Source organism: Candidatus Thiodiazotropha sp. LNASS1, assembly GCF_964212655.1.
GTDB lineage: Bacteria > Pseudomonadota > Gammaproteobacteria > Chromatiales > Chromatiaceae > Thiodiazotropha.
Genome location: NZ_OZ156465.1, coordinates 445,980 through 458,970, shown reverse-complemented (window position 1 = coordinate 458,970; position 12,991 = coordinate 445,980). Strand labels below are relative to the sequence as shown.

At 51.9% G+C, this 12,991-nt stretch carries 13 protein-coding genes and 1 pseudogene; 2 read left to right on the top strand and 12 right to left on the bottom strand.

The genetic code is table 11. The annotated features are described in order from the left end of the window. Position 1: 1 nt before the first annotated feature. The 7 genes and pseudogenes from AB8516_RS01905 to AB8516_RS01875 all read right to left on the bottom strand — a co-directional run bounded on the left by AB8516_RS01905 (position 2) and on the right by AB8516_RS01875 (position 4,887). Positions 2-931 (bottom strand): AAA family ATPase, encoded by a 930-nt coding sequence (locus tag AB8516_RS01905; protein ID WP_369157536.1) that lies wholly within the window; start codon positions 929-931, stop codon positions 2-4. Further along, positions 931-1,089, bottom strand: coding sequence for a hypothetical protein (locus AB8516_RS01900; protein ID WP_369157534.1), 159 nt, complete (start codon positions 1,087-1,089; stop codon positions 931-933). The genes AB8516_RS01905 and AB8516_RS01900 overlap by 1 nt, the downstream gene beginning before the upstream one ends. Beyond that, a protein-coding gene (locus tag AB8516_RS01895; RefSeq protein ID WP_369157505.1) for an IS3 family transposase occupies positions 1,086-2,263 on the bottom strand; the annotation gives its coding sequence in 2 pieces (ribosomal slippage) (positions 1,086-2,008 and positions 2,008-2,263; 1,179 coding nt in all). Before AB8516_RS01895 ends, AB8516_RS01900 begins: the two co-directional genes overlap by 4 nt. A 43-nt stretch (positions 2,264-2,306) precedes the next feature. Beyond that, a complete protein-coding gene (locus tag AB8516_RS01890; protein ID WP_369157532.1) occupies positions 2,307-2,705 on the bottom strand; it encodes a hypothetical protein in 399 nt (132 codons plus the stop codon). An 8-nt stretch (positions 2,706-2,713) separates the two neighbouring features. Then, positions 2,714-3,361 (bottom strand): annotated as a pseudogene (locus tag AB8516_RS01885) (CBASS oligonucleotide cyclase); the annotation flags it as partial. Between the two features lie 56 nt (positions 3,362-3,417). Further along, positions 3,418-4,505, bottom strand: a protein-coding gene (locus AB8516_RS01880; RefSeq protein ID WP_369157530.1) for an IS3 family transposase whose coding sequence is annotated in 2 segments (ribosomal slippage) — positions 3,418-4,244 and positions 4,244-4,505 — 1,089 coding nt in all. Because the reading frame shifts where the segments join, the coding sequence is not laid out codon by codon here. Between the two features lie 37 nt (positions 4,506-4,542). Further along, a complete protein-coding gene (locus AB8516_RS01875; protein ID WP_369157528.1) occupies positions 4,543-4,887 on the bottom strand; it encodes a nucleotidyltransferase in 345 nt (114 codons plus the stop codon). A gap of 291 nt (positions 4,888-5,178) precedes the next feature. Here AB8516_RS01875 and AB8516_RS01870 point away from each other — a divergent pair, with 291 nt between their 5' ends. Both AB8516_RS01870 and AB8516_RS01865 read left to right on the top strand, forming a co-directional pair. After that, a complete protein-coding gene (locus AB8516_RS01870; RefSeq protein WP_369157526.1) occupies positions 5,179-5,541 on the top strand; it encodes a type II toxin-antitoxin system RelE/ParE family toxin in 363 nt (120 codons plus the stop codon). A 69-nt stretch (positions 5,542-5,610) separates the two neighbouring features. Beyond that, the gene (locus AB8516_RS01865; protein ID WP_369157524.1) at positions 5,611-5,943 is read left to right on the top strand and encodes an XRE family transcriptional regulator; all 333 of its coding nucleotides are present in this window, start codon (positions 5,611-5,613) and stop codon (positions 5,941-5,943) included. Positions 5,944-5,961: 18 nt separating this feature from the next. On the opposite strand, the gene xerC is transcribed toward AB8516_RS01865, so the two are convergent. From xerC to AB8516_RS01840, 5 genes are all read right to left on the bottom strand, one after another. Next, the gene (xerC, locus tag AB8516_RS01860; protein ID WP_369157522.1) at positions 5,962-6,960 is read right to left on the bottom strand and encodes a site-specific tyrosine recombinase XerC; all 999 of its coding nucleotides are present in this window, start codon (positions 6,958-6,960) and stop codon (positions 5,962-5,964) included. 5 nt (positions 6,961-6,965) lie between these two features. Then, complete coding sequence (locus tag AB8516_RS01855; RefSeq protein WP_369157520.1) at positions 6,966-10,004, bottom strand: CHC2 zinc finger domain-containing protein; 3,039 nt, start codon at positions 10,002-10,004, stop codon at positions 6,966-6,968. Then, a complete protein-coding gene (istB, locus tag AB8516_RS01850) occupies positions 9,997-10,776 on the bottom strand; it encodes an IS21-like element helper ATPase IstB (RefSeq protein ID WP_369157518.1) in 780 nt (259 codons plus the stop codon). Before istB ends, AB8516_RS01855 begins: the two co-directional genes overlap by 8 nt. A 3-nt stretch (positions 10,777-10,779) precedes the next feature. Then, a complete protein-coding gene (gene istA, locus AB8516_RS01845; RefSeq protein ID WP_369157516.1) occupies positions 10,780-12,306 on the bottom strand; it encodes an IS21 family transposase in 1,527 nt (508 codons plus the stop codon). 279 nt (positions 12,307-12,585) lie between these two features. Beyond that, positions 12,586-12,951, bottom strand: coding sequence for a hypothetical protein (locus tag AB8516_RS01840; RefSeq protein WP_369157513.1), 366 nt, complete (start codon positions 12,949-12,951; stop codon positions 12,586-12,588). Between the last annotated feature and the right edge of the window lie 40 nt (positions 12,952-12,991).

The window sequence follows — 12,991 nt, the reverse complement described above, 5'->3', positions numbered from 1 at the left end:
CCTAACTCTCCCGAAATGGCGGCGTAGGTTGTGTCCTATTTGCAACTTCTAGAGCACGCATGGCACTTACTGCTCTTTGTGGATAAGCATCAAGCACTATTGATGGCACTAGCCTCTGCATTAAATCCGAGAAGGTGAATCCATAGTCACGACCACTTGTCGGGCCTGTTACCGAGACCAACTGCTCAAGCTCCGAAGCACTCATTCCAAAACCACTAAATGCCATATCTAGAACAGCCCTACGCTGATCATCATTTGGTCGAGTAAAGGTGAGAATATCTGCTGCTCTGCGCTTTACAGCAGGATCGAGTGCTCCAAGACGGTTTGTGCACATGATTACAGCAGCCGGCACGTGAGCGTTAGCCAAACGGTCGATTCCACGAATGAAGGCGTTTACCCCTGCCCGATCCTCATGGTGCATCTGCGCGTTCTCGCGAGATTGAGCTAGCGCATCAGCCTCATCGACTAGCAAAATTAGTCCACCTCGTGATGATCCATTAACGCCCTTTAGTTTATTTGCTTCTTTCAGGGTGTGTTCGAAGGCTGAAGAGAGCAACTGAGTCATTTCACCCACTCTTCCTTGTCCACGGCTAGAAAGACTCAAAGGCAGTAGCGTAACATCAATATTTTCTTGTCGTGCTACAGCGTCGCCTATCGTCTCAGCAAGTTCCGTTTTACCCGATCCAACATCTCCAGCAAGAACAACCAGAGGGGGTCTTCGCAGAACTCTCTTAATCAAGTTGTCTGCGCTAGGATGATGTCTCTTAGCCCAGCGCTCAAGCCCACTCGGGTTCACCAATAATCCGAGAATTTTAGCTAAACGAGACTTCTGTTCGTCAATGCCCACCAAAGTAGACAACCGCTCTCGAGCGGAGAAGTCTGGAAAGTTAACTGGGCTTTCAAATAGAGAGTTAGTATTTCCTTGTTGCATTACCAACTCCTAACGCTCGAACGATTCAAGGCTCGGCCACCAGCAGAATAAACTTTATCATTACTAAAATACCCGTCGACCGATGGCTCATCTGCACCACTACGCTTAATTGGAAGCTTTTCTTTGAATTCGACTTTTTCTTTCTGTGTAGTGGTCAAGTATTTTTGGCCACGGTTTTCTGTGCATTCCAGTACTGTTGCTCAACTACCCTGGGTGCCAATCCATCATTGTGAGTATGTGGCCTAAACTGGCTATAGTATCCAATAATATACTCCGTGATATGGTGCTTCGCTTCCTCAAAAGTGCGATAGCCGATCTCAGGCATCCATTCGGTTTTCAAGCTTCTGATAAATCGTTCCACGGGACTGTTGTCCCAGCAGTTACCACGTCGACTCATGCTCTGTACCATTTGATAACGCCATAGCTGCTGACGAAACGGTAGACTAGTGTATTGGCAACCTTGATCAGAATGAAACATCACGCCTTTTGGTTCACCACGAGACTCATAGGCCATTGTCAGAGCTTTTTTAGTCAACGCGCTATCTGGGTTCAACGATAATGCCCATCCCACCGGCTGTCGCGCAAATAAATCCAACACAATGGCCAGATATGCCCAACGTCGCCCAGTCCAAATATAGGTAATATCGCCCGCCCAGACTTTATTGGGTGCAACCACATCAAACTGTCGATCCAGCCGGTTTGGTATATTGGTATGCGGCTGCTCGGCTCTCTTGTAGCGGTGTTTGGGTTGCTGGCTACTCACCAGGCCCAGCGCCTGCATACGGCGTGTCGCACGATAACGGCTTAACGGGCAACCCTGTGCTGTCACCATGCTCGCAATCGTCCTGGCGCCGGCTGAGCCATTGCTTAATTCATAGGCAGACTTCACATGCTCGCGTAGCCGCCACTCTGTTTCTGACAACCGCTTCGGGCGATCCCGCCATGCCCGATAGCTGCTACGGTGTACACCGAACACGCAACATAGCTGCTTCACTGGATAGCTCTCTCGATGTAAACGCTGAATTAGCGTGAATTGTTCAACGAGTCCGACATCAAGAGAGCGGTAGCCTTTTTTAGGATTTCTTTCTCCGTCTCCACCTGTCGTAGCCGTTTTTCGAGCTCTTGTATGCGGCGTTGATCGGGTGTCATTGCTGATGCTTTGGGTGTTTTGCCTAGTCGCTCCTGCCGCAGCTGACGTACCCAATTTTCCAATGAAGATTTACTGACCCCCATCGCTTCGCAGGCCGCTCTGATTGAGTACTGCTGGTCGACAACCAGTTGGGCCGCTTCAAGTTTGAATTCCGGGCTGAATCTCCTGCGTGTTTTTGTCATTTGATCACCTATTTATCATCTGGGGTGATAATATCACCCATAATCAGGTGGCCAAAATAACTATACCACTACACTGTGGCAGTTTGTTCCAAGCTATTGAATATCTCAGATAACTATAGAACTTAGCACCTGACACATCACACCTCGGACGTATCCGCCCTGGGTCATCGTCATTCCAGCCCAATAGTAGCTCTTCTACCGTGTACCGTATCGTTGGCTCAATCCAATTATCTCCACGTTTAAATCCATACGTAACTTCTGCTAGGTAACCCGCCTTCAGCAGATAGATAATTTCTTCTTCATATTCATCAATCTCTTGGTCTGTTAACCCACCATACAGCCGTTTAATACGCATCAGGTCAGCTGCTACCTTCGCCGCAATGTAACGCGCATGCGTAACAGTAAAAGTCTTCGTTTCAGTTACCGTAAATGACGTACTCATAGAACAACTCACACACTAAATGACGGCCCGAAGACCTTCTGCCAGTAATAAAGGGTTTTTTCCTTCGTTGTAGCTCTCAATGCAGCGTCAATAGCATCTCCGGCATCTAGTGCTGCATCAACAATCGCTCCTGCCTGATGATCGGTATAGAGACGGCTCACATTGTTTTCAGAATTCACAGGATCAATGATCTGCACTGGCTCACTAAAAGAGCCAACTGTTGAGGGAGAGTAGTAATCGCTGAAAGCGAGCTTCTCTCTTAAATCAGAATTTATTATGTAAGTGAAGAAATGTTGGAGTGCATCCGGGTAATCCGAAAAATCTAAACCATCATCGACCAGCTTGGACAGGATCATTTCCACCATAAATGATTTGAAACGAAAGCCATCGCGTTCCCTCTTCATATTCCGGACCCAATACTTCACGAGGCGAACTACCTGCGCGTAATGAGTCTCTTGGGCCTGTTTCCGTTTACGAGCGAACTCTAGGTGAAAAGGAATATTGGTGCGAAGAAACGAGCCATCTTCCTGGCTAACTAGATCACCATACCAGTCAGGGTCACCGTCGTAGATTATGGGAACAACATCAACATCTAATCCCGTACCTCTAAAGGAAACGGTGACACAGTAAGTCTGCGGCTTCACCTGATCAGGCTGAAAATTGGGAAAGGGGTAATCCCCCCATTAATAATGGGACTCAAAAGTAGTCACTGTTAAGCGGTCTGAGCCAGCTTCTGTACCGGGGTGATTCCACCTAGTGCCATGTTTGGTCGATCATTATTGTAGCGCCATAACCACCGGGTGGCAGTATCCTGTGCATGGGTAATCGATTCAAATAAATGTTGATCCAGCCACTCATGTCGAACTGTCCGATTGAATCGTTCCACATAAGCGTTCTGCTGTGGCTTACCCGGCTGAATATACTGCAACTGAATCCGATGCCTGTTGGCCCATTCAACGAGCTGGCTACTCAAGTATTCCGGTCCATTATCACAGCGAATAACCTTGGGTTTGCCGCGCCACTCAATGATGCGACCCAGGGTACGGATGACTCTGAGTGCCGGCAATGAAAGATCAACTTCAATCCCCAAGCCTTCCCGGTTGTAATCATCGATCACGTTAAAGGTCCGAAAGCTTCGACCATCTATCAGCCGATCATGCATAAAATCCATCGACCAGACTTCGTTGATCTGCCGGGGCACTGATAACTCATCAGGCTTGTCTCGCTTCAATCGTCGCTTCGGCTTGATCCTCAGATTCAACTCCAGCTCACGGTAGATGCGATAAACGCGCTTGTGATTGTAGCCGTAGCCCTTCACATTGCGCAGATACAGAAAACACAGGCCAAAGCCCCAGGTGCGATTGGCTGTTGTGAGGCGAAGTAGCCAGTCCGTGATATGGGCATTGTCACCCGATAGCTTCGGCTGGTAACGGTAGCAGGTCTCGCTGATACCAAAAATCTCGCAGGTCAGGCGGATACTCAGCCTGTGCTTCGACAAAGCGTGCTTGGCCATCTCTCGTCGTTGAGATGGCCTTAGTACTTTCCCTCAAGGGCCTCCTTGCGGATCTCGGCCTTGAGCCGTTCTTCTGCATACATCTTCTTCAGGCGCCGGTTCTCCGCCTCCAGTTCCTTCATCCGCTTCATCATCGATACGTCCATGCCGCCATACTTGGCGCGCCAATTGTAAAAAGTGGCATCACTCATACCGTGCTTGCGGCACAGCTCAGCGACCGGAATACCGGCCTCGGCCTCTTTCAGGATCGATATGATCTGGGATTCGCTGTAGCGAGACTTCTTCATTGTAGATTCTCCTTTTCGTAATCATAATTGGAAAATTCTACTTTTGAACCCCGTTATTTTTCGGGGGGATTACCAAGGCTTTCCTCAGTCGCTCAGACAGATACTCCAGTAGCTCGCTAACACTTTCCGGAGCATCCGCTCCGCTGATGTAGCAAGCCACGTCAATATCATTAAGAGACCGAAGTGCAGTTCCTTTAGCCAAACTGCCAGAGAGGAGTATCTTTTTTAGAGAAAAGTCTGGGTGTTCGGATAGGTAAGACTCAAGCCGTTCACGCAGTCGTCTAACTTGTGCACGATACTCACTTGCCTTGTCACTCGGCAGATTGACCTTTTCCTGCGCAAAACGCGCAATATCCGCATGGTCTATATGTTTTCTGCTCAATATTCTGCTCCTTGCGCGGCGCTCAATAACGACTTGTGCTTTTCTTACCTAGATCATTTTCGAAACCATTCACATCAACATGTTGTGGATTTATACACTCACGATATCAACATATTGATTTAAGACTTATGAGCATATAAAAGCAGCTTTTTAGCACTCAGTCAAGTAGAGTGCTAACAACAGACTAAATTATGCATTAAATTCTTTTTATTAAAATTTGGCTATTGCTCTCAACTGCAGTATTTCAATGTTAGAGATTGACATATATTCCATATCGGTTATATTCCTAATATGGAATGGGAAGTCGAATACACAGACGAATTCGGCGACTGGTGGGACGCACTCAGCGAGGCTGAACAGGAGGACGTCGCAGCTGTAGTCGCACTGTTAGAGGCAAAAGGTCCTCACCTTCCATTCCCTTACAGTTCTGCGATCAAAGGATCGAAGTATTCTGATATGCGAGAACTACGCATCCAGCATGCAGGGAGACCCTACCGAACCTTGTATGCCTTTGATCCACGTCGTATGGCGATCCTATTGATTGGCGGTGACAAGACCGGTAACGACCGCTGGTATGAGGAAAACGTCCCTACAGCGGACAAACTCTATGACGATCATCTCAAGTCACTGAGTGATCAAGGGAAAACGAGGTAATCGAAGCGTATCGAAGTATCAAAGTCACGAAGTTTCATAGTAACGAAGTAAGAGAGAGGCTGGCAGGCAATGGCAAAGAAATTCAGAGATTTACGTATGGGCATGAGTCCTGAGGCCCAAGCGCGCTCGCATGCAAAGGCCATGGCGATGATGGCAGACCTACCTCTGGCAGAGCTACGCCAGGCACGCAATCTCTCCCAGGAGGAATTGGCCGCCATTCTTGAGGTCAGGCAGCCTGCTGTGGCCAAGATGGAAAAGAAGGTGGATATGTACATCTCCACCTTACGGCGCTTCGTTGAAGCAATGGGTGGTCAGCTCGAGATTCGCGCCCATTTTCCCGAGGGTGACGTACGGATCAATCAGTTTGAGGACCTGGAGGACAAGCAGCAACCTGCTGCTTGAGCCTCCAAGCCCGTTTTCTTAAACACCCGTGAACAAGGGTGGATTGCGTGGCTTGGAGCTCTCCACCCTCTCCAACTTAGCTGGGTGGGTAATTGCATGTACCTGTTTCAGCTTCTTGATGGATACCTGGGTATAAATCTGGGTGGATGTGAGATTCACATGCCCCAAAATCATCTGGATATAGCGAATATCCGCCCCGTTCTCCAACATATGGGTCGCCATACTCCGCCGAAATAGCTGGCAGGCCCCAGGCTTGTCCACGCCGGCGGCATTCAGGTACTTTTTGATCAGGTCGGTGATGCGGTTGCGGATGAAGGGCTCACCATAGTCGGTCAGAAAGAGGTGCCCACAATCTTCCGCCTGGACCAGCTTGGGCCTGACCTCGGCCAGGTACTTGCGGACCCAGGCACAGGCTCGATCCCCGATAGGAACCACCCGGTCCTTCTTCCACTTGCCTTCGAAGATCACCAAGGTACCCCGTTCCAGGTCCAGATCCTGCAGCTTGAGGTTCACCAGTTCCATCCGTCGGATACCGGAGGAGTAGAAGGTCTCGATGATGGCCCGGTCTCGGATACCGAGTTCGCCATAGATAGCGGTATGGGCGAGCATGGTTTCGATCTCCTCAATGGAGAGGAAGTCCTTGGGCAGGTGTTTGGCCACCTTCGGCAGCTGGAAATCGGAGGCTGGATTGTAGAGGATGTGGTTCTGTTTGCTCAGCCACTTGAAGAACGCTCGGAGCGGCGCCAACTGGCTGTGCTGGGTGCTGAAGCTCAGGGGCTTGCCGTTGGGCTTGCGGTAGTGGAACAGATGGCGCCGATAGCGCTCCAGGATCGCCACAGTGACATCCTGGGGCTGGCTGAGGCCTCGCTCATCGCACCAGACGATAAACCGACGGATACAGGTATCTCGGGTCTTGTTGGTCTGCTCGCTGTAGTTCATAGCCGCTGACCACTCCAGAAACCGCAAAAGGTAGGGCGTGATCCCGTTGTGACTGACATCGATGGTTTGTTTGCCCATGGCGTTCACCCTCCCTGCCGTATTTCAGTAGGGGTATGACTTGCGGGTGTGGGTGGCATCCCACGTCCTGAACTACTTTCTTCGCCTGAAACCTTGGTCGCGCCTAACTCACTGTCTTTCCTGCTTTTTTCGTCAGATCGACTTGATCGACCGGCTGCCGACTTAGGCCCGACCTGATCCCGGCCAGACACCAACACGACCTCCGTTTGGTCCGACTTCTTGAGCTGATCCGTGTCCACCAGCCCCATCAGGAAGCTGGAACCGTCCTTACCCTCGCTGTTGTAGAGCAGCTCATAGACCCGCTGACGACCGCGGCCACCCTGGCGAATCAGCAGATACTCCAAGGCCTCGAGACGCTGCAGGTGCACCTTGAGCTGGGTCAGCCCCCAACCGGTGTATTCACGGATGTCCCGCCGGCTGAACCGGTAGTCTCTCCGTCTACCCGGGGATCCGGAGCAGCGCTCTGTGACCATCTCATCGATCAGGGTCAGCAGTCGCCGGGTCTGGGGCGGCAGCTCATCCAGCGAGCGGCCCAGGATCTCATGGGCGAGCCGGTTGGCCAGGGCGATGTCGTCCAGGGTAACCTCCACATAGGCGATCTCCCGGTCCCGGTAGTAGGTGTGCCGAACCTCCCGCTGGTACTGATGCAGCAAGGCGATCGTCCGGATCAGGGTGAGGTATTTGCGGTGGTCCCGCCGAGTGCGGGTCTTGTCGCTCAGGAAGGTCAGCTGGGTGGCGTAGGGATTGACCACGTGCAGGGGCTTTAGCAACCGCTGGGCGTTGCGGTGGACCCTCAAGATGTCATCCCGCGCCTGGTTGGCCAAAAGGCCGTCCAGGGTCTCCTGGTAGCGCTGCCATTGATGAATGGCCTCGGTCTGGGCCTGCCCCTCGTTGACGGTGAGCACCAGACAGCGATTGAGAAGCTCTTCGTCCACATCGATAGCCGTGGTGGTACTGAATATCATCACCGGACCATCGACCCGGTACTCATGGGTCGTGTGTCGGCCGCTGATGGGGTCCTTGCCGGTGGAGGCGATGGTCAGATGCCCCTCGCTCTGGAGCAGTTTCAGGGCATAGGCGGCGTTGCTTGCGCCTTCCTCTTCCGAAATCGCCAGTATTTTGTGTCTCAGGTTGAAGTTACCCATGTAGAAGAGAGATTGGCCAGTGATGGCCGAGTACTGCACCCGCTCCTCATCGGGCACCAGGTTCAATACCGCGTCCATCAGGGCGCTCTTGCCGGCAGCGCTGGTGCTCTGGACCATAACCGCCAGAGGCTTGTCGAGCTTACGGGAGAGCACGGCCAGGTAGGCCACCAGTTTGTTAGTTTCTTCCCCCACCAAACCACAGGCCTGAAAGTCTGCCAGGAGTCGGTCGATCAGATCGGGCGCCTCCAGCAGCGACAAGGCCTCCTTGCGCTCTTTGTCGCTGAGTTCCTGAGCGACCGGCTGGAGGGTAAGGGTCTCCCGGATATTCTGTTCCTGCATGAGCTCCAGCTTGAGTAGGAGACGGCCCAGGTCCTTTTTGATCAGTTCTTCTTTCACCCCCAGCTCGACAGCTGACTGCCGGATGAAGTTGGTCCGGGGCTTGGTGGCATAGAGGTCGAAGGTGTCGACATGCAGCCCCTCACCCTGGGTAACCAGCAGATTCAGCTTGAGTTGGTCATAGCTGAGGTTCTTTTCGAACCCTCGGATGCGGTATCGACGTTGATCGATCTCGGTGATGAGCTCTTTGTCTTTGATCTCGACCTCCAGGTCGGTTGGCGATCGAGGTACAGCGGTGGCCGGGAGCGTTGATGTGGTGGGCTCCTCAGGGGTTTCCTCCTGCGGACTCGCCTTAGAGGTCGCCTCAACCACTACTGCTGGGCTAACGTCCTGATTCTCTACACAGGTCGCGATTTCCTCTGTCGCTGACTCTGTGGCGGTTGCCACATCATGCTCCTGGCCTTTTCCGAGCCATTGAGCCTGCCGGATGACTTCACCCAGGGGTTCATGTGGCGATTTTTCCTTCACAGCATAGTCATTGGCATCCATGCCACTAGGGAATTGAATCCGATAGGTGTCGATGCCGAGGACATTCAATCGCTCGGCCAGTGTTTCAGCCTGGGCATCCCCCTCAGGCGTGGCGGCAAAAGCAATCAAAAGACGTTTCACGCCGTGCTGCTTGATAACATGCAGCAGCTCATCCGGGTAACCTTCAACCCCGATCACACAAGTGACATTGCGATAGCCCGCACACCAGAACGTCAGAGCATCGATCATAGAGTGGCATAGGATAACTTCATCAGATACACGGACAGCATCCATATTGAAAAAACCACCCGGTGCCCCAGGGAGCATCACGTGCTGTGGCGTACCCGCCCGGAGGTTGGATGTCACTTTTCTGCCGTAGATCTGAGCGATCTGCTGGTCCGTGATGATCGGGATGGTGATCGAGCCCCTAAACAGCTCATGCCCCGTGCTTCGAAGCAGCCCCAGGTGTTGCAACCTGGCACGTATGGCACCACCTTCCTTACGGTTCTTGAGTGGGAGTTTGGTGCCGAGCGTGCGATCACAAAACCCCAGCCTGAAGCGCTCAATCGCTTCAGGATGATTGATACAGCGCTTCTGAAGGTATGTGAGCGCCCCGGGTGATTGCTTGAGGGTCTGGTGGTAGTAGTCGACGACTTGAGCGAGTATTCGCTGGTCGTCGCCTTTTGAGGAAAGCTCAATTGTGGGAGAAATAGTATCGGAGGCAACAGGGTCACTGTCTACGGATGCCACTTGCTTCTCACATCCGAGTCCCAGTGATTCCTGAGCCTCATCGCGATTGACGCCTTGTTTTCTCACGACCCAGGCGACCACATCGCCACCTGTTTGGCAGGCGCCATCACACTGCCAGTGTCCTGTCGCGGAATCGACCATCAGCGCCGCATTGCGATCATCATGAAAGGGGCAGTCACCGGTCCACACTGCCCCCTCACGAGAAAGCTCGACACCAGAAGCCCTAATAACTTCCAGCAGGTCGGGTTTCTCGGGTGCGATATTACCGTTGTGATTGTCAGTCATTGTCACCCTCCTTCTCCGCTTGCTGCGAAGCCTTGATGGGTGACATCTTTTTACGCATCGACTCGCCACTGAGTTTCAGGATATGGGCAGAATGCACAATCCGATCGAGGATAGCGTCCGCAATGGTGGCTTCGCCAAGATAGACGTGCCACTGTTCGACCGGGAGCTGGCTGGTAATTATGATGGAGCTCTTACCCAACCGATCATCGATGATCTCTAGCAACTCCTGACGTCCGGTTGATGTCAGTGGGGAGAGGGCCCAATCGTCAAGGATTAGGAGATTCCTTTTCGAGAGGCGATTTCTGACAGTTGGTAGGCTGCCATCAGCGTGGGCAACCTCCAGATCCTCAAGAAAGCGTGAGAGCCGTGTGTAGAGGACGGAGAAGCCTTTTCGGGTCGCCTGTTGCCCCAAAGCACAGGCTAGATGGGTTTTTCCCGAACCGGTGGGCCCTGTAAACACCACATTGAGGTGCTTCTCGAGATAATCGCAGCTGAGCAGGTTCGCCATCACCTGGCGATCCAGGCCGCGTTTGACCCGGTAGTTGATGTCCTCCGGGCACGCATCGATCTTAAACTTGGCCTGCTTCACCAGGCGATTGAGCTTCTTCGTCTCCCGTGCCTGGATCTCGATGTCGACCGCCATACCCAGTCGATCATCGCATGAGAGGTCCTGCAGGGAGGGATTACTACGCATATCCTCGATGGCCTGAGCCATTTCATTGAGACGAAGTGCCCTCAGGTTGGACAAGGTCTGTTCAATCAATGTGGTCATGGCTTAGCCCTCCTGAGAGTAGTAGTGAGGGCCACGCACGTTGTAATGCAGTGGTAGTTGCCCCTGTACAGGGGTGCGAGGATCATTGTCGCTATCGAGATTGCGGCGCAGGATTGACTTCACGGATTTGAGTGTTTTCGAGCCGATCTGGTTGGCGCGCTGACAGGCTGCCTCGACCCGCTTGGGCCCATACTCTTTAGCCAGCTTCATCAAGCTGCTGCAGGTACGGATGCCCGGGAGGAAGTGCGGGGTGCGATTGAGCTGATAGTCGACGAAATCTGCTGTGAATTCACCAATCCGCGCCGCCCACTCCTGAAATAGCTCTGGTGTCTGCTCAGCGTACTTTCGATGGGCTAGCGGCTGGTGCTCTGGCAGTGTAGTGTGACCACCCACGACATGACTTTTCACATGGGTCGCGACTCGCTTACCGAGACAGAACACCTCAACAGCATGCTGGGTAATCCTCGATTCAATTCTGGATCCTACCAACTGGTGTGGAACGGAGTAATAGTGTTTATCGACATAAACATGATAATCAGACCGTACCTTCTGCTCAGAAGTCCAAACTGAGGTGGGTTCGAAGACCGAATCCGGTAACGGCTTGAGTTGCGGGCGCTCTATCTCCTCAAAGAGCTGTTTACGACAACCCGGTAGTTTCTTGAAAGGCCGCACGTTTAGTAGATCCAAACGCTTCGCTATTTCTTCGTTGATTTCCTGCAGACTGAAGAACTTCCTATGCCGTAGCGCTGCAATAATCCATCGCGTAACGATCTGAACGCCTATTTCTGCTGGGCTTTTATCCTGTGGCCTTCGAACACGTGCTGGAACGATGACCGTTGTGAAATGCACCGCCATTTCGCGATAGGTCCGATTGAGGGTGGGTTCGGAACCCGGTGTCGTGACTGCAGACTTGAGATTATCCGGTACAATCGTTTCCGGAACACCACCAAAAAACAGCATCATCCGATTGTGGGCATCAATCCAATCATGTAGCTTTTGAGAGTCGCACGCGTATGCAAAGGTGTATTTCGATGAACCCAGCACTCCGACAAATACTTCTGCAAGCTTTTTCTGCCCGCCAGGCGGATAGTAAGGGATCTTGCGACCGGAAAAGTCAACAAAGGCGACTTTTCCAGCCTGGTAGGTCTGACGCATGCTGATGTCCAGCTTGGATACATACTCACGGTACAGCTCGGTGAACGAGCTATAGCCGTATGCGTCATCTGGGCCATCGAGACAATAATCTTCCCATAACAATTGCATAGTCACATCGGCCATCATCTTTTGGCTGTGTATGTATGCCCAATCAGGTTGACGCTTTTTGGATGAATAGCCACAGCACTTGGTTAATAATGCCATCACACTCCGATCATCCATCTCTTTGATCTCGTCCCAGTTGAGATGCTTTTCTTCAGCAATCGCCCGATAGCGCTTGATTGTATTGGGTGATCGAGAGACAAGATCTCCGATTTGGCCATTGCTCAGTGGCGTTGTGAGGATAAGCCTCAATGATTCTCGATATATATTCATATCTCTTCTCCTGATTTAGGGACAAATAAGCCCCCTGGTCCGAGGTCGAACCTTTCTCAAGTCGGAATATTCAGGGTGAGCGCAGCCAAGGAGTGAGCGCTATGGCTCTCTCTCGACTTGACAAACCAGGAAATTGAGACGAACATTGATGTGTCGGGCGCTTACTCGACACCACCAAGAACAAGCCTAGGAGCCGCTAACTCCTGGGCTTTTTCGTTTCTACCACCCTGAAATACTTTTTTTTGGCCCATAACCATGGGCTTACTCTGTCATATCAGGTCATTGTTCACCCCCCTCTCTATCATCAGTATTCGGTTCAGTCTGAGATTGATCGCGGCACTCAATGATGGCGTTCTTCACATCATGGGATTCCGTACCTGCCCTCTCGATATCCATGGAAGCTAGCCATATGGCGATATCGTGAGTTCTGGCAAATCGCATTCGATAACCTGGACGCTTAAATGTCTGAACTGGCAAGGTTTTCCTACAGACGGCATGTCGAAAAGCATCCCCGGAGGAGTAACCCAAAATATGATGAAGATCCCGCCCCTGAATTACTGCACCATACAGCTTCAGGAGGCATAGCTCATAGGCGGCGACCTTGTCACAGATATCGGCAATCTGGGTCTTCATATCGCCGAGCATAGCTCTCCTGTGAAGAGAATATAATTTCTCGTTACACTGC

Coding starts and splice junctions, on each gene's coding strand:
- AB8516_RS01905 (WP_369157536.1), bottom strand. CDS start 931: ATGCAACAAGGAAATACTAACTCTCTATTTGAAAGCCCAGTTAACTTT.
- AB8516_RS01890 (WP_369157532.1), bottom strand. CDS start 2,705: ATGAGTACGTCATTTACGGTAACTGAAACGAAGACTTTTACTGTTACG.
- AB8516_RS01870 (WP_369157526.1), top strand. CDS start 5,179: ATGGAATGGGAAGTCGAATACACAGACGAATTCGGCGACTGGTGGGAC.
- AB8516_RS01865 (WP_369157524.1), top strand. CDS start 5,611: ATGGCAAAGAAATTCAGAGATTTACGTATGGGCATGAGTCCTGAGGCC.
- xerC (WP_369157522.1), bottom strand. CDS start 6,960: ATGGGCAAACAAACCATCGATGTCAGTCACAACGGGATCACGCCCTAC.
- AB8516_RS01855 (WP_369157520.1), bottom strand. CDS start 10,004: ATGACTGACAATCACAACGGTAATATCGCACCCGAGAAACCCGACCTG.
- istB (WP_369157518.1), bottom strand. CDS start 10,776: ATGACCACATTGATTGAACAGACCTTGTCCAACCTGAGGGCACTTCGT.
- istA (WP_369157516.1), bottom strand. CDS start 12,306: ATGAATATATATCGAGAATCATTGAGGCTTATCCTCACAACGCCACTG.
- AB8516_RS01840 (WP_369157513.1), bottom strand. CDS start 12,951: ATGCTCGGCGATATGAAGACCCAGATTGCCGATATCTGTGACAAGGTC.